Below are 20558 nucleotides of genomic sequence, written 5' to 3'. Positions count from 1 at the left end.
TAGCCGCGCGGGAGTGCAGGATGCGCCCGGAATGTGGACCGCTGATGGAGGCACCAAGGCGAAGGGCGTAACCTCGGACTATGGGAATCCCACTCGGCACACCGCGCATCGGCGCTCCGGCACCTGCTGACGGGCTGCTCGACTCCTACGGCCGGCGGGCCACGGACATGCGGCTCTCACTGACGGACAAGTGCAACCTTCGCTGTACCTACTGCATGCCCGCTGAAGGGCTGCAATGGCTGCAAAAAGACCAGGTGCTCTCCCGCGAAGAGATTGTGCGCCTTGTAGGAATCGGCGTCAATCGCCTGGGAATACGCGAGTTGCGTCTGACGGGAGGCGAGCCGCTGGTAAGGGCTGACCTGCTCGACATCATCGCGGAAATCCGGGCAAGCCACCCGGACCTGCCCATATCGCTCACCACCAACGCACTGGGCCTGGACAAAAAGGCGCAGCGGCTCAAGGATGCAGGCCTGACCCGCATCAACGTTTCAATGGACTCGCTCCACCCCGACACCTTCGCGCAGTTGACGCGTCGACCCTTCCTGGACCGGGTACTCCGGGGCATCGAAGCGGCTGCGGCGGTTGGGCTTGGCCTCGTGAAGATCAACGCAGTGCTGATGCGCGGCATCAATGACCATGAGGCGCCGGATCTGCTGGAGTGGGCAGTGTCCCGCGGCTTCGAGCTGCGGTTCATCGAGCAAATGCCCCTCGATGCCGATCACGGGTGGACCCGCGAGGGAATGATCACTGCAGCAGAAGTCCGTGAGCGGCTCAGCGAACGGTTCATCCTCACTCCCGACCCACGAAACCGTGACGGTGCCCCCGCTGAACGGTGGGAGGTCCGCCGGGCGGAGGAGCCCAGCATCGTCGTTGGTACCGTAGGCGTCATCGCCTCCGTCACGGAGCCGTTCTGCGCGGATTGCCGGCGTACCCGCGTCACTGCCGAGGGCAAGATCATGAGCTGCCTTTTCTCCCACGAGGAGACTGACCTGAGGGACCTGCTCCGGTCAGACGCCGACGACGCCGCCATTGCCCTGCGCTGGCAGGAGGCTATGTGGGCCAAGCCCAAGGCGCACGGCATGGACCATACGGGACTCGGGGCTGCGGATTTCGTGCAGCCGGACCGTTCCATGAGCGCGATCGGCGGCTGAGATGCTGGTGAGATACTTCGGCGCGGCACAGGCTGCCGCCGGCGTCCCTGAAGAGCGCCTTGAACTGGACGGCGCTTCCCTGGAGGAGGCGCTCGGAGAAATACGTTCGCTGCATCCCGCTGGCGAACCATCCATGGCCCGCGTACTCGATCGAAGCAGCTTCCTGCTCAACGAAGTGGCGCTACGCGACCGCAACGCGCCCATCCGGCGCAGCGATGTGCTCGACATCCTGCCGCCGTTCGCCGGAGGTTAGGGCGGCAGGATACTGAGCAGGTTACAGTCCCAGCTCGGCTTCGCTGTCGAACGGACCGACAACCGTGATGGTGCGCGGAGCGTCCGCCAGTTGCCGGGCAAGGTCCTGCACCTGCGCGGCAGTAACGGCCCTCACACGCTCAAGAGTCAGATCCAGCCCGAGGAACTCGCCGCTGACCAATTCCGCGCGGCCGAGCCTGGACATCCGGGAACCGCTGTCCTCGAGGGACAGGACCATTCCCCCGGACAACTGCCCCACGGCGCGCCGCAACTCCTCATCACTGACCGGCTCCGACGCCAGACGCTCCAGCTCTGCGCTGAGCAGGCTGATGACCTGGCCGGTCTTGGCCGGGCTGCAACCCGCGTACATCGCGAAGTAACCGGCGTCGGCATACGACGCTGAGAAGGAGTAGGTCGAGTACGCAAGTCCGCGCTTCTCGCGGATCTCCTGGAAGAGCCGGGAGGACATTCCTCCACCGAGCACCGCGTTGAGCACGCTCATCACGAACCGCCGGTCATCAGTGGCAATCAGTGCCGGGCACCCGACCAGGACGTTGGCCTGCTCGACGGCGCGGCGGATAACCTGCACTCCCCCGGATTCTTCGAGGACGGCCGGAACCGGCACGCGCCTCGGCACCGGCGCCGCATCGTCCGCAAGTTCCCACCCGGCCCGTTGCAGGGCTTGAACGACGAGCGCGCAGACAACCTCATGGTCGAGCCCGCCGGCAGCCGTGACCACAAGCTCCTCCGGGCGGTAATAGCGGTGATAGTGCTGCAGCACCGATTCCCGCGCGACCTCCTTGATGGCCTCAGGGGTGCCGCCGATGGGGCGACCGAGCGGATGGGAGCCCAGTACCGCTTCCACGAACTTCTCGTGCGCAACGTCGGATGGATCATCGCTGTCCATGGCGATTTCTTCCAGAATGACGTGCCGTTCCTGCTCGAGTTCCTCAGGGTCGATGACAGCCGAGGTCACCATGTCGGCGATGACGTCGATAGCCATGGGCAGGTCGGTGTCGAGGACCCTGGCGTAGTAGCAGGTGTTCTCCTTCGCAGTCGCTGCGTTGGATTCTCCGCCCACTTCATCGAAGGCCGCCGCGATGTCCAGCGCGGTCCGCCGCTTCGTTCCCTTGAAGAGCAGGTGCTCAAGGAAGTGTGTGGACCCGTGCTCGCCGTCCGCCTCATCCCGGGATCCGACTCCCACCCAAAAACCGATGCTTGCCGATCGCTGGCCCGGCATGGCCTCCGTGAGCACACGCACCCCTCCCGGAAGTACGGAGCGACGGACTACTGCTCCTCCGGAGGTTCCAGCAACGAGCATGGACTTGCTGTCCGGTCCGCTCGGTGTCAATGGCAACAGCACGGGTGTGCCCTGTCCTGTCTCAGTCATTCATTCTCTCCTCAACGCCAGCGGCTCCGCGGCGAACATAAGTTTCGCCGCGGAGCCGCCGGTTTGTACTTTGAGCGTGAGCCCAACAGTTGGTTGTTGGCGCCTAGTTGTTGTCGTCGCCCTCAGCGGAATCCTGTGCGTTTGAATTCGGAGCATTGTCCAAATCCGCTTCGCCGGCTTCCTCTGCAACTACAGGCGAGAGGGAGAGCTTGCCGCGGTCATCGATCTTGGTGATCTCGACCTGGACCTTCTGGCCCACGGAGACGACGTCATCGACGTTATCCACCCGCTTGCCGCCGGCGAGCTTACGCAGCTCCGAGATGTGGAGCAGGCCGTCCTTGCCCGGCGTGAGCGAGACAAACGCACCGAAGGTGGTGGTCTTGACAACCGTGCCCACGTAACGCTCGCCGATTTCGGGGACCTGCGGGTTGGCGATGGCGTTCACAGCTGCCCGCGCCGCCTCGGCGGAGGATCCGTCCGTGGCCCCGATCAGGACCGTGCCGTCATCTTCGATCGAGATGTCCGCGCCGGTATCTTCCTGGATCTGGTTGATCATCTTGCCCTTGGGACCGATGACCTCGCCGATCTTGTCAACAGGGATCTTCACCGAAATGATGCGCGGCGCGAATTCCGACAGTTCATCCGGGGTGTCGATTGCTGCCTCAAGCACACCGAGGATGTGCAGGCGCGCTTCCCGGGCCTGCTTCAGCGCTGCGGCGAGCACCGATGCGGGAATCCCGTCAAGCTTGGTGTCCAACTGGATGGCAGTGACGAATTCCGAGGTACCTGCAACCTTGAAGTCCATATCTCCGAAGGCGTCTTCCGCACCCAGGATGTCGGTCAGCGCAGCGTAGCGGGTCTGTCCGTCAACCTCATCGGATACAAGACCCATGGCGATGCCGGCAACCGGAGCCTTCAGCGGCACACCGGCATTGAGCAGGGACAGCGTCGAAGCGCAGACCGAACCCATCGAGGTGGAGCCGTTGGAGCTGAGGGCCTCGGAAACCTGGCGGATGGCGTAAGGGAACTCCTCCCGGCTCGGAAGCACTGGAACGAGCGCACGCTCGGCAAGTGCACCGTGGCCGATCTCGCGGCGCTTCGGGGAACCGACGCGGCCGGTCTCACCGGTGGAGTACGGCGGGAAGTTGTAGTTGTGCATGTAGCGCTTGCGCGTAACCGGCGACAGCGAGTCGATCTGCTGTTCCATCTTGAGCATGTTCAGCGTAGTGACACCCATGATCTGGGTCTCGCCACGCTCGAAGATAGCCGATCCGTGCACGCGGGGAAGGACCTCGACCTCGGCGGTGAGCTTGCGGATGTCACTCAGGCCGCGGCCGTCGATGCGGACCTGGTCGCGGAGAATACGCTGGCGGACAACCTTCTTGGTGACCGAGTTGAAGGCACCCGCGATTTCCTTCTCGCGGCCTTCGAACTGACCGGAGAGGGATTCGATGGTTTCCGTGCGGTAGGCGTTGGCGGTCTCTTCGCGCTCCTGCTTGTCAGCAATCGTGAAGATCTCCGCCAGGCGTGAACCGGCAGCACCCTCAACGGCAGCGAAGACGTCGTCCTGGTAATCCTTGAACACGGGGAATTCAACGGTCGGCTTTGCCGCCCGGCCTGCGAGGTCAGCCTGAGCTTCGCACAGTGCGCGGATGAAGGGCTTTGCAGCCTCGAGGCCGTCAGCGACAACCTCCTCGGTAGGTGCGGTAGCGCCGTCGTCCTTGATGAGCGACCAGGAGTTGTCGGTAGCTTCGGCCTCGACCATCATGATGGCAACGTCGTCACCGACGACACGTCCGGCTACGACCATGTCGAAGACGGAGTTCTGGAGCTCGGAGTGCTTCGGGAAGGCGATCCACTGGTCTTCGCCGGAGCCATCGGACACGAGCGCAACGCGTACGCCGCCGATCGGCCCGGAGAACGGCAGACCCGAAAGCTGCGTGGACATTGACGCAGCGTTGATCGCGACGACGTCATAGCGGACGTCCGGGTTGATGGCCAGCACCGTAACGACGATCTGGACCTCGTTGCGCAGACCCTTGACGAAAGCGGGACGCAGCGGACGGTCCATCAGGCGGCAGGCGAGGATGGCTTCGGTGGACGGGCGGCCTTCACGGCGGAAGAACGAGCCCGGGATGCGGCCAGCCGCGTACATACGCTCCTCGACGTCCACGGTCAGCGGGAAGAAATCAAAGCCCTCACGCGGAGATTTTCCGGCGGTAGTGGCGGAGAGGAGCGCGGTGTCCTCGTCGATGTAAACCATGGCAGCGCCTGCGGCCTGCTGGGCGACGCGCCCGGTTTCGAAGCGAACAGTGCGCTGGCCGAACCGCCCGTTGTCAATGACGGCTTCGGCGAACTGGATTTCGGGACCCTCCAAGAGAGTCACCTCCGTTTCTTTGGTGGCGGAGGCAGGCGGCGTTTTGCTGATCAACGCCGTTAGGACGGGTTGTGGCACCCGGTCTTCGATCGAGGTCCACGGGAAATCCATCACACGATGGTTTCCCGGAGACCACTACCGAGGACCGCGAATGCCTGCGTGTCCGCCTGGCTCCTGGTTATGAACTTCGTACTTCTTTGCATCCGCGCTGCGAATGCGGCCTTCAAGGGCACCGAGAGGAACCCATAAAGATTGAAGGCGGCCCCTTCCCGAAGGAAGGCGCCGCCTCACAGTCTAACGCTTCGCACCTTCCCCGAACTCGCTTCGCTCGCCCGGGGACCCCGCGTTTGCTTGCTTAGCGGCGCAGGCCGAGGCGCTCAATGAGCGTACGGTAGCGCGTGATGTCGGTGTCGCGCAGGTAATCCAGCAGACGACGACGGCGACCCACCAGCAGCAGCAGGCCACGACGGGTGTGGTGGTCATGCTTGTGCATCTTGAGGTGTTCGGTCAGGTCGAGAATGCGGCGGGAAAGCATTGCAATCTGCACCTCGGGCGAACCGGTGTCGCCCTCGGAAGTTGCGTACTGCTTGATGATTTCCTGCTTCAGAGCGGCGTCAAGTGCCACAAATAACTCCTATGAGTTGTACCGTGAACAAAGTAGATGCCGGTTCCCCTCGCAAGCGAGCGGAACTCCGGCGGTGGCCCAGCAACCACGGACTGCAGCAGGACCGCAGTCAACTTTACCCGTACGTGCGCTGTTCTGTCGAAAGCACAGTGCGGGTCTGGTTGACGTCCAGCCGCATCTGCTCGATCAACGCTTCCGGCCCGCGGTAGGCAACCATTCCGCGAAGTCTTCGGACAAATTCCACGATGACCGTCTGCCCGTACAGGTCGAAGACGTCAACTTCCTCCTGGGGTCTGTCGATGACGTGAGCCTCGACCTGTCTGCTGACTCCCTCAAACGTCGGGTTGGACCCAACGGAGATCGCGGCGGGCCAGCGGACCTGGCTGCTGTCAATGAGCCAGCCGGCGTAAATTCCGTCTGCGGGGATGAAACCGGTTGAGTCCGGCGACAGGTTTGCCGTCGGAAACCCAAGCGCCCGCCCGCGCGCCGCGCCGTGAACTACAACGCCGCGCATGCGGTGCGGCCGGCCCAGGATGCGGGCGGCAGTGGCGACATCGCCGTCGACCAAAGCCTCACGCACCCAGGTCGAGGAACAGCGTCGTTCCCCGGCTGCCGCCGTCGTGCTCTGCAGGCTGGAGCCGTAGTCATCGATGACAATCACGTCAAAACCCAGTTGCCCGCCGAGTGTCCGCATGGTGGAGAGGTCACCGGAATTGCCGCGTCCGAACCGCACGTCATGACCAATGACGACCGCTTTCGCCCGCAGTCCGTCTACCAGGACGGATTGGACGAACTCCTCCGGGGTGAGTGCGGCAAGCTCGAGGGTGTAGTGCATCATCAGCAGGCCGTCGATGCCGGTGTCGGCAAGGGTTTCCACCCTGTCCTGCAGGCCCATAATGAGTTCCGGAGCACTTTCCGGGCGGTGCACCTGCGCGGGATGCGGCTCAAAGGAGATGACGACGGCGGCTGCGTCGCGTTCCCGGGCGGCGGCAACAAGCTGCCCCAGCACGCTCTGGTGGCCTCGGTGCACGCCGTCGAAGTTTCCGATGGTGATAACTGCGGGACCGAAACCTTCCGGCACGTCGGCCAGGTCTCTCCAGTGGAACACGCATCTCCCTTTAGCGGTTGGACGGGCAGCAGGAGCCCTTCGTCGTTCCTCTCATTATGGCCGATGGTTGCGGGCGGTCTCGACGTCGCGCCAGTGGAACTGTCACTGTTCCTCCACATCGCCGTCCGATCAGGCCACTTGCGCACATAGCCGGCTCAGTCCCGTTCAGTGTTGTTTGGAAGGACCAGTGTTGGTTCCTGTGCGCTGCTCTACCGGCTTCGGCGCCGCCCTGAAACCTGCGATCTGGAGGACATCCGTGCAACTTTTCTCATCTCTTTTCCTGCGTTTGCGCTTGCTGCCGGCGGGTGGTCTCGTGCTACTCATCGCGGTGCTCCTCCTGGTTCCGCAGGTCCCGCCGTCGCAGGCCGCTCCGGCCGGATCAGACTGGTCCCGGGCTGCCGGCATACACGCGGCCGAGCATTTCGTAGGCCAATACAGGGATGCCGGCGGCCAGGTGGCCTACTGCACCGACTTCGAACGGCTGTCCCCGGAAAACTCCGGCGGCTACGGTGACGGCAAATCAGGTGGCTTTGTGCGCAGCGACGGCAGTGCGCTAAGTACGGCGGAGAATGCGGCGCTGTCCTACCTGCTGCACCGGTGGGGCGCTACGGCCGATGATGCCACGGCGGCCTCTGTTCAGTTGGCTGTCTGGGCGCTTACCTCACCCGGGATGTCCTGGGATTCCCCGGGCATGAACGACATCCTCAGGGCCGAACAACTGCCGGCTGATGTAGTGGAACGAGCCCGCTCCATGACCAGGACGGCGTTCAACGAAGCTGGTCCTTACGCAGTCCATATCGATCTTGACGCTACGGACGCAGGAACCGTCTCCGCGGTGATCGAGGTGCTAGGAGCCAATGGGCAACCGGCCGCCGGGCTGGGCGCAGCCGCGAAGCTGACTGGACCGTTCGTCCTTGCGGAAACCGCCGCATCGACCTGGACGACCGGAGAAGAGGCACACCGCCTCATGCTTCAGAGGACGGGATTGGGCAGTGGATCCATCACGGTGACCGTCCCACGGACGCCCGCGGCGGGAGTCCAGTGGCTGGCCCCTTCCAGCAGTAAAGTACAGCGGCTGCTGTTCGCCTCAGTGCTGGAACCGCGCGACGCGGCGGCAGCGGTGGCAGACCTCCCCGCCTTCCAGCCTGCCGTAGCAACGAGGACCTCGGCTGCCCGAACACACCCAGGCGCATCCATCCATGATGTGCTCACCGTAGGCAGCGCCCCTCCTGCCGAGGGCAGTTCGGCTGAGCCCGCTCCGTGGCTGTCGGTGCCCGGCAGCGACTCGCCGGTATCCGTGGAGGTGGTCTCCACACTGTGGGGACCACTCGACGCTGAACCCGTCCTGCAGGAAGCCGTACCGGAGGGTACGCCGCGCGTTGGCGAGGTCACCACGCGGGTGGCGGGGCCGGGCACGTACAGCACCGCTGACCTCGTCGTTCCCTCACCCGGGTGGTACGTCTGGACCGAGTCAATTTCCCCTGAGAGCGTGCTCCCGGCGGAGGCGGCCCCCTATGTCCTCGGTTGGCAGGGACAGTTCGGGATCGCGGCTGAGACAACCTTTGTGCCCTGGGCACCGAACATTCGCACGCAGCTGTCGGCGGGCGATGCCTTCCTGGGCGACCAGGTCACCGATGCTGTGGTTGGAGAGGGATTCGGCCCATCTGCACAGGGATCAGGCAGCACGATCACATTGACGATGTATGGCCCGCTCGCAGAATTGCCCTCGCCCACCACCGAGATTCCTGCGGATGCACCGCTGCACTCCCAGACCTCTGTGCCCGCGGTAAACGGGAGCCAGTCCAGTGAACCGTTCGCCGCCTTCACGCAGCCCGGCTGCTATACCGTCGTGGCAACCTACCCCGGCGACGAGCACACAGATCCATTCACCTCCGCGTTTGGGGAGCCGTCTGAAACGGTGTGCGTTCAAGCGCCGGCCCCTACACAATCCCCTGCCCCTGACACGAAGGAGACCCCCGGGACTCCGGCCGCTGACGACGGCCCCGCTGCGCAGGCTGCTCCGCCGCACCGCCCCGAGCTGGCTCAGACGGGAGTTCGCGCTGAGGTCACCGCCGGAGCGGCGCTGGTACTGCTCGGAGCGGGCCTTGCCTGCCTGCGCCGGGGACGGGAATCCACGCGTAGGGTCAGTGGCAGCGTCCCATGCTAAGGGCGGGCTGCGTACTCCCTGCGCAGTTCGCTGGTCTTGGCGATGTAGCGGTGCCACACCAGCAGCGCTGCGGGGAATGCCAGCTCGATAACCATGAGAATGATCAACAGAAAGTGCGGAGTCCCCGAGAAGGCCCAGGAAAGGACCCGCCCGATTCCGCCGATGAATACCATGAGGCAAACCAGCCACAGCATGTTTGCCCACTGGAATTTGATCGCGATGGTCACGAAAGCGGCGCCCACGCCGATCATCATCGCGGCGAAGAACCGGAACTGGTTCTCGAATGTCGGGTTCACTGGACCGTCCCCGGTTTCCGGCAGCCCGGCGGTGCCGGTAATCAGGTAGTAGCCCCCGAAGCCGGCAATAACGAGTCCGACGAGCACTACCACCGTCCGGAAGACGCTCCAGTCACTCCCGGTTTTGTCGGATTTCGTTGAGTCCTTCTTCGAGGTCTTCGCCGTGGTGCCACCTGTCGCGGGTTGTTTTGCAGCGGGGCGGCCCGAAGCGGAGGTCTGGTCCGAGCCGTGTGAGCCCGCTGGGCCCTTTCCCGTATCCGCGGAAGAACTGCGACGCTCCGGCTGCGGGTTGTCAGGGGTGTTGCTGTTCATGGTGTTCCCTCTGTGGTCGACGGTTCGGCCGGGCAAGGCCTGCACAATTCATCTTCTCACCCCGGACGACCCTGTGCCCGGCAGGCCTCAGGTAGCTACCGTGCGGCGGTGGCGATACAGCCACCAAAGGCCCAGCACAGGCAGGATCAAGGGAACAAATCCGTAACCCCTGCCGTATACCGACCACACGGTGTCCGCTGGAAAGAGGACAGGGTCGACGACGCTGAGTGTGCCGATGGTGAGCACCCCCACCAGCTCGATTCCCACGGCAGCGACGGACAGCCGGTACCAGCGCCGTCCCGAGCGGCTCAGGGATACGGTCGCAAAGACATAGACGAGGGCCGCAAACGCCGTCAACGTGTAGGCGAGCGGAGCCTCGGAGAATTTGGTAGCGATCTGGAAGGCCGCGCGCGCTGTGGCCGCCAGGGCGAAAACGCCGTACACGGCGATGAGCAGCCTACCGGGCCCGCGGCTCAACGTCCCAGCAGATCCGGCCGGCTTACTGTGCAGGTTCACGCCGGCACCGCCCCGTCCCATATCTGTTCCATCCGGTACAACATCACGAAGATGGTGAGGCCCACTGCGCCGAGGACCAGATTGCTCCAGCGTGAACGTTCAAGGATTGCCCACCAGAACGCGCCCACTGGAACCAGCAGCGCGGTGAGCAGGTAACCCCAGAACTCCCACAGCTCACCGGTGACAGTCTCCCCGCCTACCTGCCGAACAATCCCGGCCACCGCGTAGACGAGAAGGAACAGTTCCACAGCCGCCACAGTAAGGATGGTCACATCGTTGGGAGGTTGCCTGATCACGGCAGCACCAACGCAGATCAAGGTTGAGATCAGGCACACCACAGTACCGGCGATGAAAAATCCGTCGACGACCATCAGCTGCCGGCCTGTCCCGGCGCGAAGACCAGCGCCGGCTTCGCCTCACTCCCCCGATTCTCGAGGAGCGCGATCAGCGCACCATCAGGGGCAAAGGCAGCAACGGGCCGCTGGTCGCCGGCATCATTCCTGGGCGAACCGCCACAGTCACCACCGGCGCTCGCGCTGATACGCCGTCCGTGGGAAAGGTCCAGCGCCTCGGTGGAACTCAACTCGCGCACAGGAAACAGCGCACGGGCAGCTTCGTCAATGCCGAGAAGCCGGAAGTCCTGGGCGAGTTCCTCCAGCGTGGATGCCTGGGCCAACGTATAAGGGCCCACCTCCATGCGGCGAAGCACTGTCAGGTGGCCTCCCACGCCAAGGGCTGCGCCCAGGTCCCTCGCCAGGGCACGGATGTAGGTTCCGGAACTGCAGCTGACCGTCACATCGAGGTCCTGGACTGCTCCGTCGTTCTCGCGCCGGATATCGGCAATGTCGAAGCTGTGCACGATGACTGGACGCGACGGTAAGACAACCTCCTCGCCCGACCGTACCCGGCTATAGGCGCGTTCGCCGTTGACCTTGATGGCGCTCACGCTGCTTGGAACCTGGCTGATGGAACCGGTCAGCTCCTCAACCGCGGCGCGAATCGCTGAGGCCGGAACCGCCCCGGCGGAAGTTTCAGCTGTCACTTCTCCCTCGGCGTCATCAGTGACAGTCGACTGACCCAGACGGATGGTTGCGGTGTAGGTCTTTGAGGTGCCGACAACATAGGTCAGAAGGCGGGTAGCCCGGTTGATCCCAACCACGAGCACTCCGGTGGCCATCGGATCGAGGGTACCTGCGTGTCCCACTTTGCGGGTGCCGGCAAGCCGCCGCATCCTGCCCACAACGTCATGGCTGGTCCAGCCCTGCGGCTTGTCCACTATCACTAGTCCTGAGTGGACCTGCCCCGAATTCACGCCTCCCAGTATAGGTGTCAGTGGCGAGCCAACCCTCACCGCTACGATGCCCCTATGCCGTCCATTGCAAAGCACATCGAGCAACTCCCCTCAAATCAGATCAGGGAGATCACCCAGGCTGCCTGGGCTACGCCGAACGCAATTGTCCTCAGCATCGGCGAACCGGCGTTTCCGGTTCCACGCCACATCCTGGACGCGGGGATGGCGGCGTTGGATCGCGATGACACCAACTACACCCCGAACGAAGGTATCGCTCCTTTGCGGCGGAGCTTCGCGGAGTGGTTCGGCCGCCGAAACCGCATGGACGTGACACAACACCGGGTCTACGTGACTGCAGGCGCGCAGCAGGGACTGCACCTTGCCATGAGCATGCTGCTTGACGCCGGCGACGAGGTGTTGATTCCCAATCCGGGATACCCGACCTTTGCCATGACCGCGCAATTGGTTCATGCCCGTCCCGTCAGCTACCCGCTTCGTCCTGAGAACGGATTCCAACCTCACATCAGCGACCTCGAGGAGCTTGTAAGTTCGCGTACCCGCCTCCTCGTGCTGAACTCGCCGTCCAACCCGCTGGGAGCCGTCTTCAGCGAGGAACTCACGCGAGATCTGGTGCGCTTCGCGCAACGTCACGACCTCTGGATTCTGTCGGATGAATGCTATGAGGCCTTCACCTACGGCGTTCCCCACGTGAGCCCTGCACGATTTGATGCCACGCGGGTGCTGACTTCGCTCACCCTCTCAAAGACGTTCGGGCTGACAGGTCTGCGCATCGGTGCGCTTGTACTGCCGGAGGGGCTCGGTGCCGAATTCAACGCAGTGATGGAGTCGATTGTGTCCTGTGTCGGTGCGGCCCAGCAGTACGCGGCAATTGCTGCGCTCACGGGTCCCACCGACTACGTGGAAACAGCGGCGCACCACTACCGTTCAAACAGGGATGCAGCGGCGGCAGAGCTGTCTTCGCTCAACATCAAGTACCTCGAAGCGCAGGGGGCCTTTTACCTATGGGCTGATATGTCCCACGCCACCGGCGGAGATGTACGCAGCTGGGTCCGCACGTTCCTCGCGGAGCAGGGGGTCGCCGTCGCGCCCGGAACGGCCTTCGGCTCACAGGGCGAGGGTTGGATCCGGATTGCGCTGTGCACAGACAGGGAAAGCCTGCTCACCGGAGTGAGCAGGCTTCCCAAACGCTGAATCCCGCGGCGGGTGGAGACTAGAGGGAGTCTTCCTGCTCGTCGTCCTCGCTTGGCTTGCGGTAAGGATCGGCGTCGCCGGCGAAGGCGGCCTTCCTCGCGAGTTCGGCCACCTCGGCGTCCCGTTCCTTGGCGGTCCGGAGCAGTTCCTCCAGATGGCTTGCGTTGACCGGGATCTCGTCCGGCACGAACTCCAACGTGGGAGTCAGTCGTGCGGTGATGTTCCGACCCACCTCAGAACGGAGCACGCCCTTGGCCGACTCGAGTGCCTTATGCACTGCTGCCTGCTCTTCGGACTCACCGAACACTGTGTAGTAGATGGTGGCATGCTGCAGATCGTTGGTAACACGGGCGTCAGTAACGGTGACCGCTTCCAGCCGAGGGTCCTTCACCCGGCGGCGAAGGGCCTCCGCAACGATGACCTTGATGCGCTGTGCCAGCCGTGCAGCGCGTGCGGCGTCTGCCATGACTTCTCCTTACTTCCTCCCCCAGGGGAGCTGAAACGGCGATCGAGCGCTCATGCGTCGATCGCCGGTATGGGCTGGATGGGCCCGCTGCGAGCAGCGGACCCACCCGATACGGGCCTAGACCCGAGGCTTCTCACGCATCTCGTAGGTCTCGATGGTGTCGCCTTCCCTGATGTCATTAAACGATCCGAGCCCGATACCACACTCGAAGTCCGTGCGGACCTCGGTGGCGTCGTCCTTGAAGCGGCGAAGCGTGTCAACGCTGAGGTTGTCGCCAACCACCACTCCGTCACGGATCAGACGTGCCTTCGTGTTCCTGCGGATAACACCGGAACGGACAATCGAGCCCGCGATGTTGCCGAACTTGGAAGACCGGAAGACCTCCCGGATTTCCGCGGTACCGAGCTGCGCTTCCTCGTACTCCGGCTTGAGCATGCCCTTGAGTGCAAGCTCAATGTCATCGATGGCTCCATAGATGACCGAGTAGAAGCGCAGGTCCACGCCTTCGCGCTCAGCGAGGTCAGCCACACGTTCGGCCGGCTTGACGTTGAACCCGATGATGATCGCGTTGTCCACCGTTGCCAGGTTGACGTCGTTCTGCGTGATCGCACCGACACCGCGGTGGATGACGCGCAGTGCGACTCCCTCGCCGACGTCGATCTTGAGCAGCGAGTCCTCGAGCGCCTCCACGGCACCGGAGACATCGCCCTTGAGGATGAGGTTGAGAGTGTCAACCTTGCCCTCGGCCACGGCCTGGTCGAAGTCTTCCAGGCTGACGCGCTTGCGGCGCTTGGCCAGGGCCGCGTTGCGATCTGCTGCCTCGCGCTTCTCGGCGATCTGGCGGCCCGTGCGCTCGTCCGGGGTGACGAGGAACGTATCGCCGGCACGGGGAACCGTGGACAGACCCAGTACCTGGACCGGACGGGACGGGCCCGCCTCGGTGACGTTGTCGCCGTTCTCGTTGAACATTGCGCGGACACGGCCGTGCGCGATGCCCGCGACAATGGTGTCTCCGACAACCAGCGTTCCGGACTGGACCAGCACGGTAGCAACCGCACCGCGGCCCTTGTCGAGGTTTGCCTCGATCGCGATACCGCGGGCGTCCTTGTTCGGGTTTGCGCGCATGTCAAGTGCGGCATCGGCGGTCAGCAGAACCGCTTCGAGCAGTTCGTCGATTCCCTCGCCGCGCAGCGCCGAGACGTGCACGAACATGGTGTCGCCGCCATACTCTTCGGGGACCAGTCCGTACTCGGTGAGCTGGCCCTTGACCTTGTCCGGGTTGGCGCCCTCCTTGTCGATCTTGTTCACCGCCACGACAACCGGCACGCCGGCCGCCTGGGCGTGGTTCAACGCCTCGACGGTCTGCGGCATGACGCCGTCATCCGCTGCCACAACAAGCACAGCGATGTCGGTAACCTTCGCGCCACGGGCACGCATGGCGGTGAACGCCTCGTGACCCGGGGTGTCAATGAAGGTGATGGGACGGTTGTCGCCCTCGTGCTCATGGTCGATCTGGTACGCACCGATGTGCTGGGTGATGCCGCCGTGTTCGCCGGCCACGACGTTCGACTTGCGGATCGCATCCAGCAGACGGGTTTTACCGTGGTCGACGTGGCCCATAACGGTCACTACGGGGGGACGTGCTTCAAGCTGCTCGTCACCCTCGGCCGCAAGTTCAGCATCCAGGTTGATGTCGAAGTTGTCGAGCAGCTCGCGCTCCTCGTCTTCCGGCGACACAACCTGGATCTTGTAGCCGAGCTCGCCGCCCAGTACCTCGAAGGTCGCTTCGTCCAGGGACTGGGTTGCTGTGGCCATCTCACCGAGGTGGAACAGAACGGTAACCAGTGCTGCGGCGTTCGCATCAATCTTCTCGGCGAAGTCGGTGATCGACGATCCGCGACGCAGCCGGACAACAGTGTTGCCGTCGCCGCGGGGAACGCTGACGCCGCCCAACGATGGAGCTGACATCTGCTCAAGCTCTTGCCGCTTTGCCCGCTTCGACTTGCGCTGCTTGCCGCGGCCGGCTCCACCCTTGCCGAAAGCACCGGCAGTGCCGCCGCGACCGCGGCCGCCCTTGCCGAAACCGCCACCGGCGGGCGCTCCACCACCGGCACCGGGGGCTCCCCCGGGGCCGCGCCGAGGTCCAGCGCCTGCACCGGCAGCTCCACCACGACCGGGCGCAGCCGGACGCTCGGTACGGTTGGGCATCATGCCCGGAGTCGGTCGGGCTCCACCGGCACCACCGGGGCGCGGAGCGCCAGGGCGAGGCGCACCCGGACGCGGCGCTCCGGGTCGCGGACCACCTGCACCAGCGGCAGGACGTGGGCCGCCTGCACCCGCGGCAGGACGGGGGCTGCGCTCATCGTCGCGGCGCCCTCCCGGACGGGGCATGCCCTGGGATGGCGCGAACGGGTTGTTGCCCGGACGCGGACCACCGGCGCGGTCGCCTTCTCCGCGGCCGGACCGCGGCATACCCTGCGATGTCGCGAAGGGGTTGTTGCCGGGGCGCGGCCCACCGGAGCGGTCGCTGCCTGGGCGGGCTGCTCCCGGACGGGCAGAGGTTGGCCGTGCGGCTGCGGGCTTTGGCCCCGGCTTGCTGTCGGTGCCGGGGTCGCTGCTGGGAGCAGCATCCGTGCCCGCGCCTTGAGGGGTCTTCGTCTCTGCTGCGGGAGTCTCCGGCGCCTTGAATGCGGGCGCTGCCGGAGCCTGCTCCTGCGGAGCAGCGGGGGCCGGCGCTGCCGGCTTTTCCGGGGCAGGTGCCGGGGCTGCCGGAGCAGGACCTTGCGTTGCCGCCTTGGGGGTGGGCTGCGACCCACGTGCCGGTGCCGACGCCGGTGCCTTGGCTGCCGCCGGGGCGTCCGGGAAAGCGCCGCGAAGTTTCTTCACGACGGGCGCTTCAATGGTTGAGGATGCCGACCGGACGAATTCGCCCAGTTCCTGCAGCTTTGCTACTGCATCCTTCGAAGTAATTCCGAGCTCTTTGGCGAGCTCGTGTACGCGGACCTTGGCCACATTTCTCCTGTCTCGGTCCGCACCGAGTCAGGAGCGAACCGTCTAATTCCTACTGCAGACCCCAGCCGCCGGGGCAGCTGACGCGCTGATTGCAGAGCTCAACAGATTGTTCATCGTTGGGCACTCATCGCTGGGTACTCATCGGGTTTCCATCAGTTTTCTGACCCGCTTTCAGGGAGGACGGTGTACGTGCGGGGAACCTCCATCAGGAGGTGCCCCGGAGTGTGTGCAGCCACTGCTCAACACTCTGCGAATCAACGACACCACGAAAGGCGCGGTTGAACGCTTTGCGTTTGAGCGCAAGCTCCACACAGGACGGTCGGGGATGCAACCAGGCACCCCTGCCCGCTAGCTGACGGCGGTGATCCACCTCGGCGACAGTGACGCCGCTGCGGTTGACCGCTGACCATCGAACCAGATTGGCTTGGTCATCACGACTTCGGCAACCGATACAGGTTCGTACCGGTTGATGACGTAACGACATAAGCCCTATCCATTCTAGCGCCAAGCATCTCGATATGACGCATCGGCGGGTTTATTGAGGCGAGCCCCGGTGCTTCACGCGCCGGCGGCGTCCGAGGCGATGTCGATCCGCCATCCGGTCAGCTTCGCGGCGAGCCGCGCGTTCTGGCCTTCCTTGCCGATGGCGAGTGACAGCTGGTAGTCCGGCACAACCACCCGGGCGCTGCGGGTTTTTTCATCAGTGATGGTCACCGATGAAACCCGCGACGGCGAGAGTGAGCTGGCAATGAAGGTGGCTGGATCGTCGCTGTAGTCAACAATGTCGATCTTTTCGTCGTTGAGCTCGTTCATCACGGCGCGGACGCGTGATCCCATCTCTCCGATACAGGCGCCCTTGGCGTTCACTCCGGGAACATGTGCCTTCACAGCGATCTTGGTGCGGTGGCCGGCTTCCCTTGCCAACGCGACGATTTCCACGCTCTTGTCGGCGATCTCCGGTACCTCGAGCTCGAACAGCTTCCGGACGAGACCGGGGTGCGACCGCGAGAGCGTGATGGACGGACCCTTCATCCCGCGGTGGACGTCAATGACGAAAGCGCGCAAGCGGGTACCGTGCAGGTATTTTTCACCGGGTACCTGCTCGGGCGGCGGAAGCAATGCCTCAACTGAGCCCAGGTTCACCTGGATCATGTGGGGGTTGTTGCCCTGCTGGATAAGGCCGGCCACGAGCTCGCCTTCCTTACCGCGGAATTCGCCGAGGATGTTGTCATCCTCCGCATCGCGCAGCCGCTGCAGGATGATCTGACGAGCTGTGCTCGCCGCGATCCGTCCGAAACCGGTCGGTGTGTCGTCGAACTCCCCCACGGCCACGCCGTCGTCGTCGACCTCGGTAGCCCAGATGGTGACGTGGCCCGTCCGCCGGTCCAGCTCCGCCCGGGCAATCTCCTGCGCACCTGTGGTCTTGTGGTAGGCAACAAGGAGTGCCTGCTCGATCGTGGGGATCAGCAGTTCAAGGGGGATCTCGCGTTCCCGTTCCAGTAGCCGCAGAGCGCTCATATCTATGTCCATTGGGGCCTCCTCAGCAACCAGCGGTGGTAATCAGTCATTGTTGCCGCCGGATTCCTCGGCATCAGCGTGGGCGAATTCAACCTGGACGGTCCCCTTGCGGATTTTGTCGTAGGGAATTGCCCGATCTTCCCCGAACTTCGGTTTGGTGCCCTTCTTGACCGTCATCAGCGGCTTTAGCGACACCGACGTCTCATCAGCATCAATCAAGCGGCCTTCCAGCACCTCGCCATCGACAAGTCTCACATCAACCAACCTGCCGATATTCCTTCGCCAGTGACGTGGCTGGGTCAACGGCCTGGAAACTCCGGGTGAGGAAACCTCCAGATTGTAGGGGCGTCCATCATCCCCCGGATCATTATCGAGAGCATTGGAGACGCTCTGGGACACCTCGGAGACAGTGTCAAGACTCACGCCGTCGACGCCGTCATCCGGCAGATCCACCACCACATGGAGGGTACGGTGGCTGCCGACGATGCGGACTTCAACGTCTTCGAGGAGAAGCTTGTGCCGTTCCACTGTGGGGCGCAGGAACTCCCGCAGCCGTTCGGCCTCAGCCGCCGCATCGAGGTGCGCAGGGGCCGGATTCCGGCGGGGTATGGAAGTGTCTTGCCTTGCAGCAGTGTTCTGCTTGCCGGATTTACCCGCCATTGCCGCCTCCCGCTCGATGATCTTGTAGCTACTACCCTAACGACTTTATGACAGGTCGGTGAATGGCACACGGAACGGTCGTCCGCATGGCATGATGATCGGTTGTGACGCACTCGAAGGCCCGTTCCGCCTCCACCGGCAGCGGCTTCAAGGCAGCAGTGTGGCGTGTTGTCCGCACGGTGATACTGCTGTTGATCCTCCTTCTCGTGGCTTCGATCGGGCTCGTCATCGGCAGAGGGTCCCCGGAGCCTGAGCCGAGCGCCTCCGAACTGGCCCTCAGCGAGGGAACGCAAGCGGCGCAGACCCTCGCTGAAGCCGCCGCCTTTCTCGAAGATGCCGCTCCTCCGGCCGGACCTGATTACGCGGCGCTGGCCGGGATGCTCCGGTTGCACGCGATCGCCCTGCGCCCTGGAGCCAGCTCCCCCGAGCCCACCCCTTCCGCTTTCCCGGCGGCACCACCATCCGCACCTGCATCGCCGTCCGCATCGCCGGATACTCCAACGCCGGCAGACCTTCTGAGCGGCCTCAGGAACTCCTACACCGGTGCCTTTGAAGCAGCAGCGGTGGTTGACGCCGGGCCGGCACGGGTGCTGGCATCGGCTGCGACTGCCCAGTGGCTCCGGAGCCGCACGCTTGCAGCGAGCCTGGGCGAGGAGCCGCCTGCGATTCCTGTTCCGGAGATACAGTACGACGACGACGCCCCCACCTGCCCGCCGGAGACAACGCTCACGGCTGTTAGCGGCCTGGCCGGTGCCCGGACAGCCGTACTCGCCGAACAGCGTGCAGCCTACGCCTATGAAGTGGTTGCGGCCCGTTCCGCCGACCCCGCACAGCTTCTGCAACGGATGGCGCAGCACGAAGCCGCGGCGGCCGTGGGTTCGGCCGTTTTGACCCGGCACTGCGTCGCTGAGCCCCTGCCGGCCGCGGCCTATGCGCTGGACGAAGTGTTCCTGGCTGATCCTGGACCCGCCTTGCGGGATTTGGAGGAGTCGCTGGTCGGTACCTACGCGGACCTGGTCGGTATGAGCGGGCGCGGACCGTTGCGTGACTGGGCATTACGGCAACTGGTCGGTACAGCGCAGTATTCCTTTGAATCCGCGGACAGCGTGCCCGCCGGCGGAGAACCCGAGGCGTTTCCCGGTATCAACCCGGACCAGTACCCGCAGCTGTCCGGGCCGGGCAGCTAGTCTTAGCGGGTGGACGCACGCAACATCGAGCTCCCGCGCACCCTTGTGCGCAAGGTGCTGAACCTGCCGGGTGGCAGGGCGTGGGTGGAAGCCTGGGCTGACATCGCAAACCGCTACCTCGAGACATGGGATCTGGTTCTTGAGCTGGAACCGGGAGCTGAGCCATGGAGCGGTCACTGCGCCGTCGTGCTTCCGGTTGTCCGCACCGACGGACGGCCGGCCGTCCTCAAGATTACCGTCCCGCACGCGGAGGCAGTTCCTGAGCCGGACGCGCTAGCACTGTGGGAGGGACGCGGCGCCGTCGGACTCCTGGACAGTGCGCCGGAAGATTTCGTCCTGCTGCTTGAGCGGCTGGACGGGGACTCATCCCTGGCTGAGTTGCCGCTGGCCGAGACCACCGACATCTGGGGATCGATCATGCGTCGGCTCTCGATTCCTCCGGCTGGTGCGGCCGGTTCCGATCCCCGCTGGTTCTCCCTTCCCTCTGTTGCCGACCAGGCAGAACAGTGGACAGATACGCTGCCGCTTGAATGGGAGGCCCTCGGGCGCCCCTTTGACCGTTGGCTGCTGGAGTACGCACTCGAGGTGTGCCAGCTGCACGGCGCAGTTGGCCGACGCCGGAATCACGATGTGCTGGTTCACTCCGACCTGCACTACCTGAACATCCTGCCGGTCCTTGGAGATCCCCGGCAGTTTCTGGCGATCGATCCGAAACCGCTCCTGGGCGATGCGGAGTTCGCGGTGGCGCCGATGCTCTGGAACCGGATCAGTGAGCTCTCTGCGGTTGACCCTGCCAGCCATCTGCGTGATCGCTGCACGGATCTGGCACTCGCTGCGGATCTGGATCCGATGCTGGCCCGCGACTGGTCGGTGGTCCGGGAGGTTGATAACGCGCTGGACTACCTGAGGGAAGGCAGATCGGACGACGCGGACCGCTCACTCTGGGTGGCGAGCAACCTGCTGCGCAAACCGCTGGAGAACCTGCCGCCGGCGGCCCGGCTGACGGCGCCCTGAACGG

Annotated in this window: 19 protein-coding genes; 6 read left to right on the top strand and 13 right to left on the bottom strand. The window is 64.4% G+C overall.

Features of this window, described 5'->3' with window-relative positions; all coding sequences use genetic code 11:
- Positions 1 to 80: 80 nt before the first annotated feature.
- Both moaA and AC1MBU_RS08325 read left to right on the top strand, forming a co-directional pair.
- The gene (gene moaA / locus AC1MBU_RS08330) at positions 81 to 1151 is read left to right on the top strand and encodes a GTP 3',8-cyclase MoaA (RefSeq protein WP_479786927.1); all 1071 of its coding nucleotides are present in this window, start codon (positions 81 to 83) and stop codon (positions 1149 to 1151) included.
- A 1-nt stretch (position 1152) separates the two neighbouring features.
- Positions 1153 to 1404 carry a MoaD/ThiS family protein gene (locus AC1MBU_RS08325; RefSeq protein WP_346028878.1) on the top strand — a complete coding sequence of 84 codons (252 nt, stop codon included), beginning with the start codon at positions 1153 to 1155 and terminating at the stop codon, positions 1402 to 1404.
- 21 nt (positions 1405 to 1425) lie between these two features.
- Here AC1MBU_RS08325 and AC1MBU_RS08320 read toward each other — a convergent pair whose 3' ends face one another.
- The 4 genes from AC1MBU_RS08320 to AC1MBU_RS08305 all read right to left on the bottom strand — a co-directional run bounded on the left by AC1MBU_RS08320 (position 1426) and on the right by AC1MBU_RS08305 (position 6903).
- Complete coding sequence (locus AC1MBU_RS08320; protein ID WP_471673251.1) at positions 1426 to 2793, bottom strand: M16 family metallopeptidase; 1368 nt, start codon at positions 2791 to 2793, stop codon at positions 1426 to 1428.
- 103 nt (positions 2794 to 2896) lie between these two features.
- A complete protein-coding gene (locus tag AC1MBU_RS08315) occupies positions 2897 to 5170 on the bottom strand; it encodes a polyribonucleotide nucleotidyltransferase (protein ID WP_479789748.1) in 2274 nt (757 codons plus the stop codon).
- Positions 5171 to 5525: 355 nt separating this feature from the next.
- Positions 5526 to 5795 (bottom strand): 30S ribosomal protein S15, encoded by a 270-nt coding sequence (gene rpsO / locus AC1MBU_RS08310; protein WP_056548475.1) that lies wholly within the window; start codon positions 5793 to 5795, stop codon positions 5526 to 5528.
- 115 nt (positions 5796 to 5910) lie between these two features.
- Complete coding sequence (locus AC1MBU_RS08305; protein WP_479786926.1) at positions 5911 to 6903, bottom strand: bifunctional riboflavin kinase/FAD synthetase; 993 nt, start codon at positions 6901 to 6903, stop codon at positions 5911 to 5913.
- Between the two features lie 256 nt (positions 6904 to 7159).
- Between AC1MBU_RS08305 and AC1MBU_RS08300 the strand changes: the two genes are divergently transcribed.
- Positions 7160 to 9070 (top strand): hypothetical protein, encoded by a 1911-nt coding sequence (locus AC1MBU_RS08300; protein WP_346028877.1) that lies wholly within the window; start codon positions 7160 to 7162, stop codon positions 9068 to 9070.
- Here AC1MBU_RS08300 and AC1MBU_RS08295 read toward each other — a convergent pair.
- The 4 genes from AC1MBU_RS08295 to truB form a co-directional block, all read right to left on the bottom strand.
- Positions 9067 to 9678 carry a DUF4345 domain-containing protein gene (locus tag AC1MBU_RS08295; protein WP_479786925.1) on the bottom strand — a complete coding sequence of 204 codons (612 nt, stop codon included), beginning with the start codon at positions 9676 to 9678 and terminating at the stop codon, positions 9067 to 9069. The genes AC1MBU_RS08300 and AC1MBU_RS08295 overlap by 4 nt on opposite strands.
- 87 nt (positions 9679 to 9765) lie before the next feature.
- Positions 9766 to 10194 (bottom strand): hypothetical protein, encoded by a 429-nt coding sequence (locus tag AC1MBU_RS08290; RefSeq protein ID WP_277359866.1) that lies wholly within the window; start codon positions 10192 to 10194, stop codon positions 9766 to 9768.
- Positions 10191 to 10565, bottom strand: coding sequence for a hypothetical protein (locus AC1MBU_RS08285; protein WP_277359865.1), 375 nt, complete (start codon positions 10563 to 10565; stop codon positions 10191 to 10193). Before AC1MBU_RS08285 ends, AC1MBU_RS08290 begins: the two co-directional genes overlap by 4 nt.
- Positions 10565 to 11425 carry a tRNA pseudouridine(55) synthase TruB gene (gene truB, locus AC1MBU_RS08280; protein WP_471673556.1) on the bottom strand — a complete coding sequence of 287 codons (861 nt, stop codon included), beginning with the start codon at positions 11423 to 11425 and terminating at the stop codon, positions 10565 to 10567. Before truB ends, AC1MBU_RS08285 begins: the two co-directional genes overlap by 1 nt.
- 135 nt (positions 11426 to 11560) lie before the next feature.
- On the opposite strand from truB, the gene AC1MBU_RS08275 reads away from it, so the two are divergent.
- Positions 11561 to 12697: a pyridoxal phosphate-dependent aminotransferase gene (locus AC1MBU_RS08275; RefSeq protein ID WP_277359863.1), complete on the top strand. Its 1137-nt coding sequence runs from the start codon at positions 11561 to 11563 to the stop codon at positions 12695 to 12697.
- Positions 12698 to 12716: 19 nt separating this feature from the next.
- Here AC1MBU_RS08275 and rbfA read toward each other — a convergent pair whose 3' ends face one another.
- From rbfA to rimP, 5 genes are all read right to left on the bottom strand, one after another.
- Complete coding sequence (rbfA, locus tag AC1MBU_RS08270; protein ID WP_277359862.1) at positions 12717 to 13163, bottom strand: 30S ribosome-binding factor RbfA; 447 nt, start codon at positions 13161 to 13163, stop codon at positions 12717 to 12719.
- 117 nt (positions 13164 to 13280) lie between these two features.
- Positions 13281 to 16175, bottom strand: coding sequence for a translation initiation factor IF-2 (gene infB, locus AC1MBU_RS08265; protein WP_479786923.1), 2895 nt, complete (start codon positions 16173 to 16175; stop codon positions 13281 to 13283).
- A 205-nt stretch (positions 16176 to 16380) separates the two neighbouring features.
- Positions 16381 to 16659, bottom strand: a complete 279-nt coding sequence (locus tag AC1MBU_RS08260) for a YlxR family protein (RefSeq protein ID WP_082566066.1) — start codon at positions 16657 to 16659, stop codon at positions 16381 to 16383.
- A 74-nt stretch (positions 16660 to 16733) separates the two neighbouring features.
- Positions 16734 to 17705, bottom strand: a complete 972-nt coding sequence (gene nusA, locus AC1MBU_RS08255; RefSeq protein ID WP_277359211.1) for a transcription termination factor NusA — start codon at positions 17703 to 17705, stop codon at positions 16734 to 16736.
- A gap of 30 nt (positions 17706 to 17735) precedes the next feature.
- Complete coding sequence (gene rimP, locus AC1MBU_RS08250; RefSeq protein WP_277359210.1) at positions 17736 to 18353, bottom strand: ribosome maturation factor RimP; 618 nt, start codon at positions 18351 to 18353, stop codon at positions 17736 to 17738.
- A 104-nt stretch (positions 18354 to 18457) separates the two neighbouring features.
- On the opposite strand from rimP, the gene AC1MBU_RS08245 reads away from it, so the two are divergent.
- On the top strand, positions 18458 to 19540 hold the full coding sequence (locus AC1MBU_RS08245) for a DUF4439 domain-containing protein (protein WP_277359209.1): 1083 nt from the start codon (positions 18458 to 18460) through the stop codon (positions 19538 to 19540).
- Between the two features lie 9 nt (positions 19541 to 19549).
- Positions 19550 to 20554: an aminoglycoside phosphotransferase family protein gene (locus tag AC1MBU_RS08240; RefSeq protein WP_479786922.1), complete on the top strand. Its 1005-nt coding sequence runs from the start codon at positions 19550 to 19552 to the stop codon at positions 20552 to 20554.
- Positions 20555 to 20558: the final 4 nt, after the last annotated feature.

This window comes from Arthrobacter sp. PTI12, from assembly GCF_056679915.1.
Note: the sequence above shows the minus strand (reverse complement) of the source record. Positions and strands in the feature narration are given on the sequence as shown.

Excerpts from the sequence above, each read along its gene's own strand:
- moaA (WP_479786927.1), top strand. The coding sequence starts at position 81 with ATGGGAATCCCACTCGGCACACCGCGCATCGGCGCTCCGGCACCTGCT.
- AC1MBU_RS08325 (WP_346028878.1), top strand. The coding sequence starts at position 1,153 with ATGCTGGTGAGATACTTCGGCGCGGCACAGGCTGCCGCCGGCGTCCCT.
- AC1MBU_RS08320 (WP_471673251.1), bottom strand. The coding sequence starts at position 2,793 with ATGACTGAGACAGGACAGGGCACACCCGTGCTGTTGCCATTGACACCG.
- AC1MBU_RS08295 (WP_479786925.1), bottom strand. The coding sequence starts at position 9,678 with ATGAACAGCAACACCCCTGACAACCCGCAGCCGGAGCGTCGCAGTTCT.
- AC1MBU_RS08285 (WP_277359865.1), bottom strand. The coding sequence starts at position 10,565 with ATGGTCGTCGACGGATTTTTCATCGCCGGTACTGTGGTGTGCCTGATC.
- truB (WP_471673556.1), bottom strand. The coding sequence starts at position 11,425 with ATGCGGCGGCTTGCCGGCACCCGCAAAGTGGGACACGCAGGTACCCTC.
- AC1MBU_RS08275 (WP_277359863.1), top strand. The coding sequence starts at position 11,561 with ATGCCGTCCATTGCAAAGCACATCGAGCAACTCCCCTCAAATCAGATC.
- rbfA (WP_277359862.1), bottom strand. The coding sequence starts at position 13,163 with ATGGCAGACGCCGCACGCGCTGCACGGCTGGCACAGCGCATCAAGGTC.
- AC1MBU_RS08260 (WP_082566066.1), bottom strand. The coding sequence starts at position 16,659 with ATGTCGTTACGTCATCAACCGGTACGAACCTGTATCGGTTGCCGAAGT.
- nusA (WP_277359211.1), bottom strand. The coding sequence starts at position 17,705 with ATGGACATAGATATGAGCGCTCTGCGGCTACTGGAACGGGAACGCGAG.
- rimP (WP_277359210.1), bottom strand. The coding sequence starts at position 18,353 with ATGGCGGGTAAATCCGGCAAGCAGAACACTGCTGCAAGGCAAGACACT.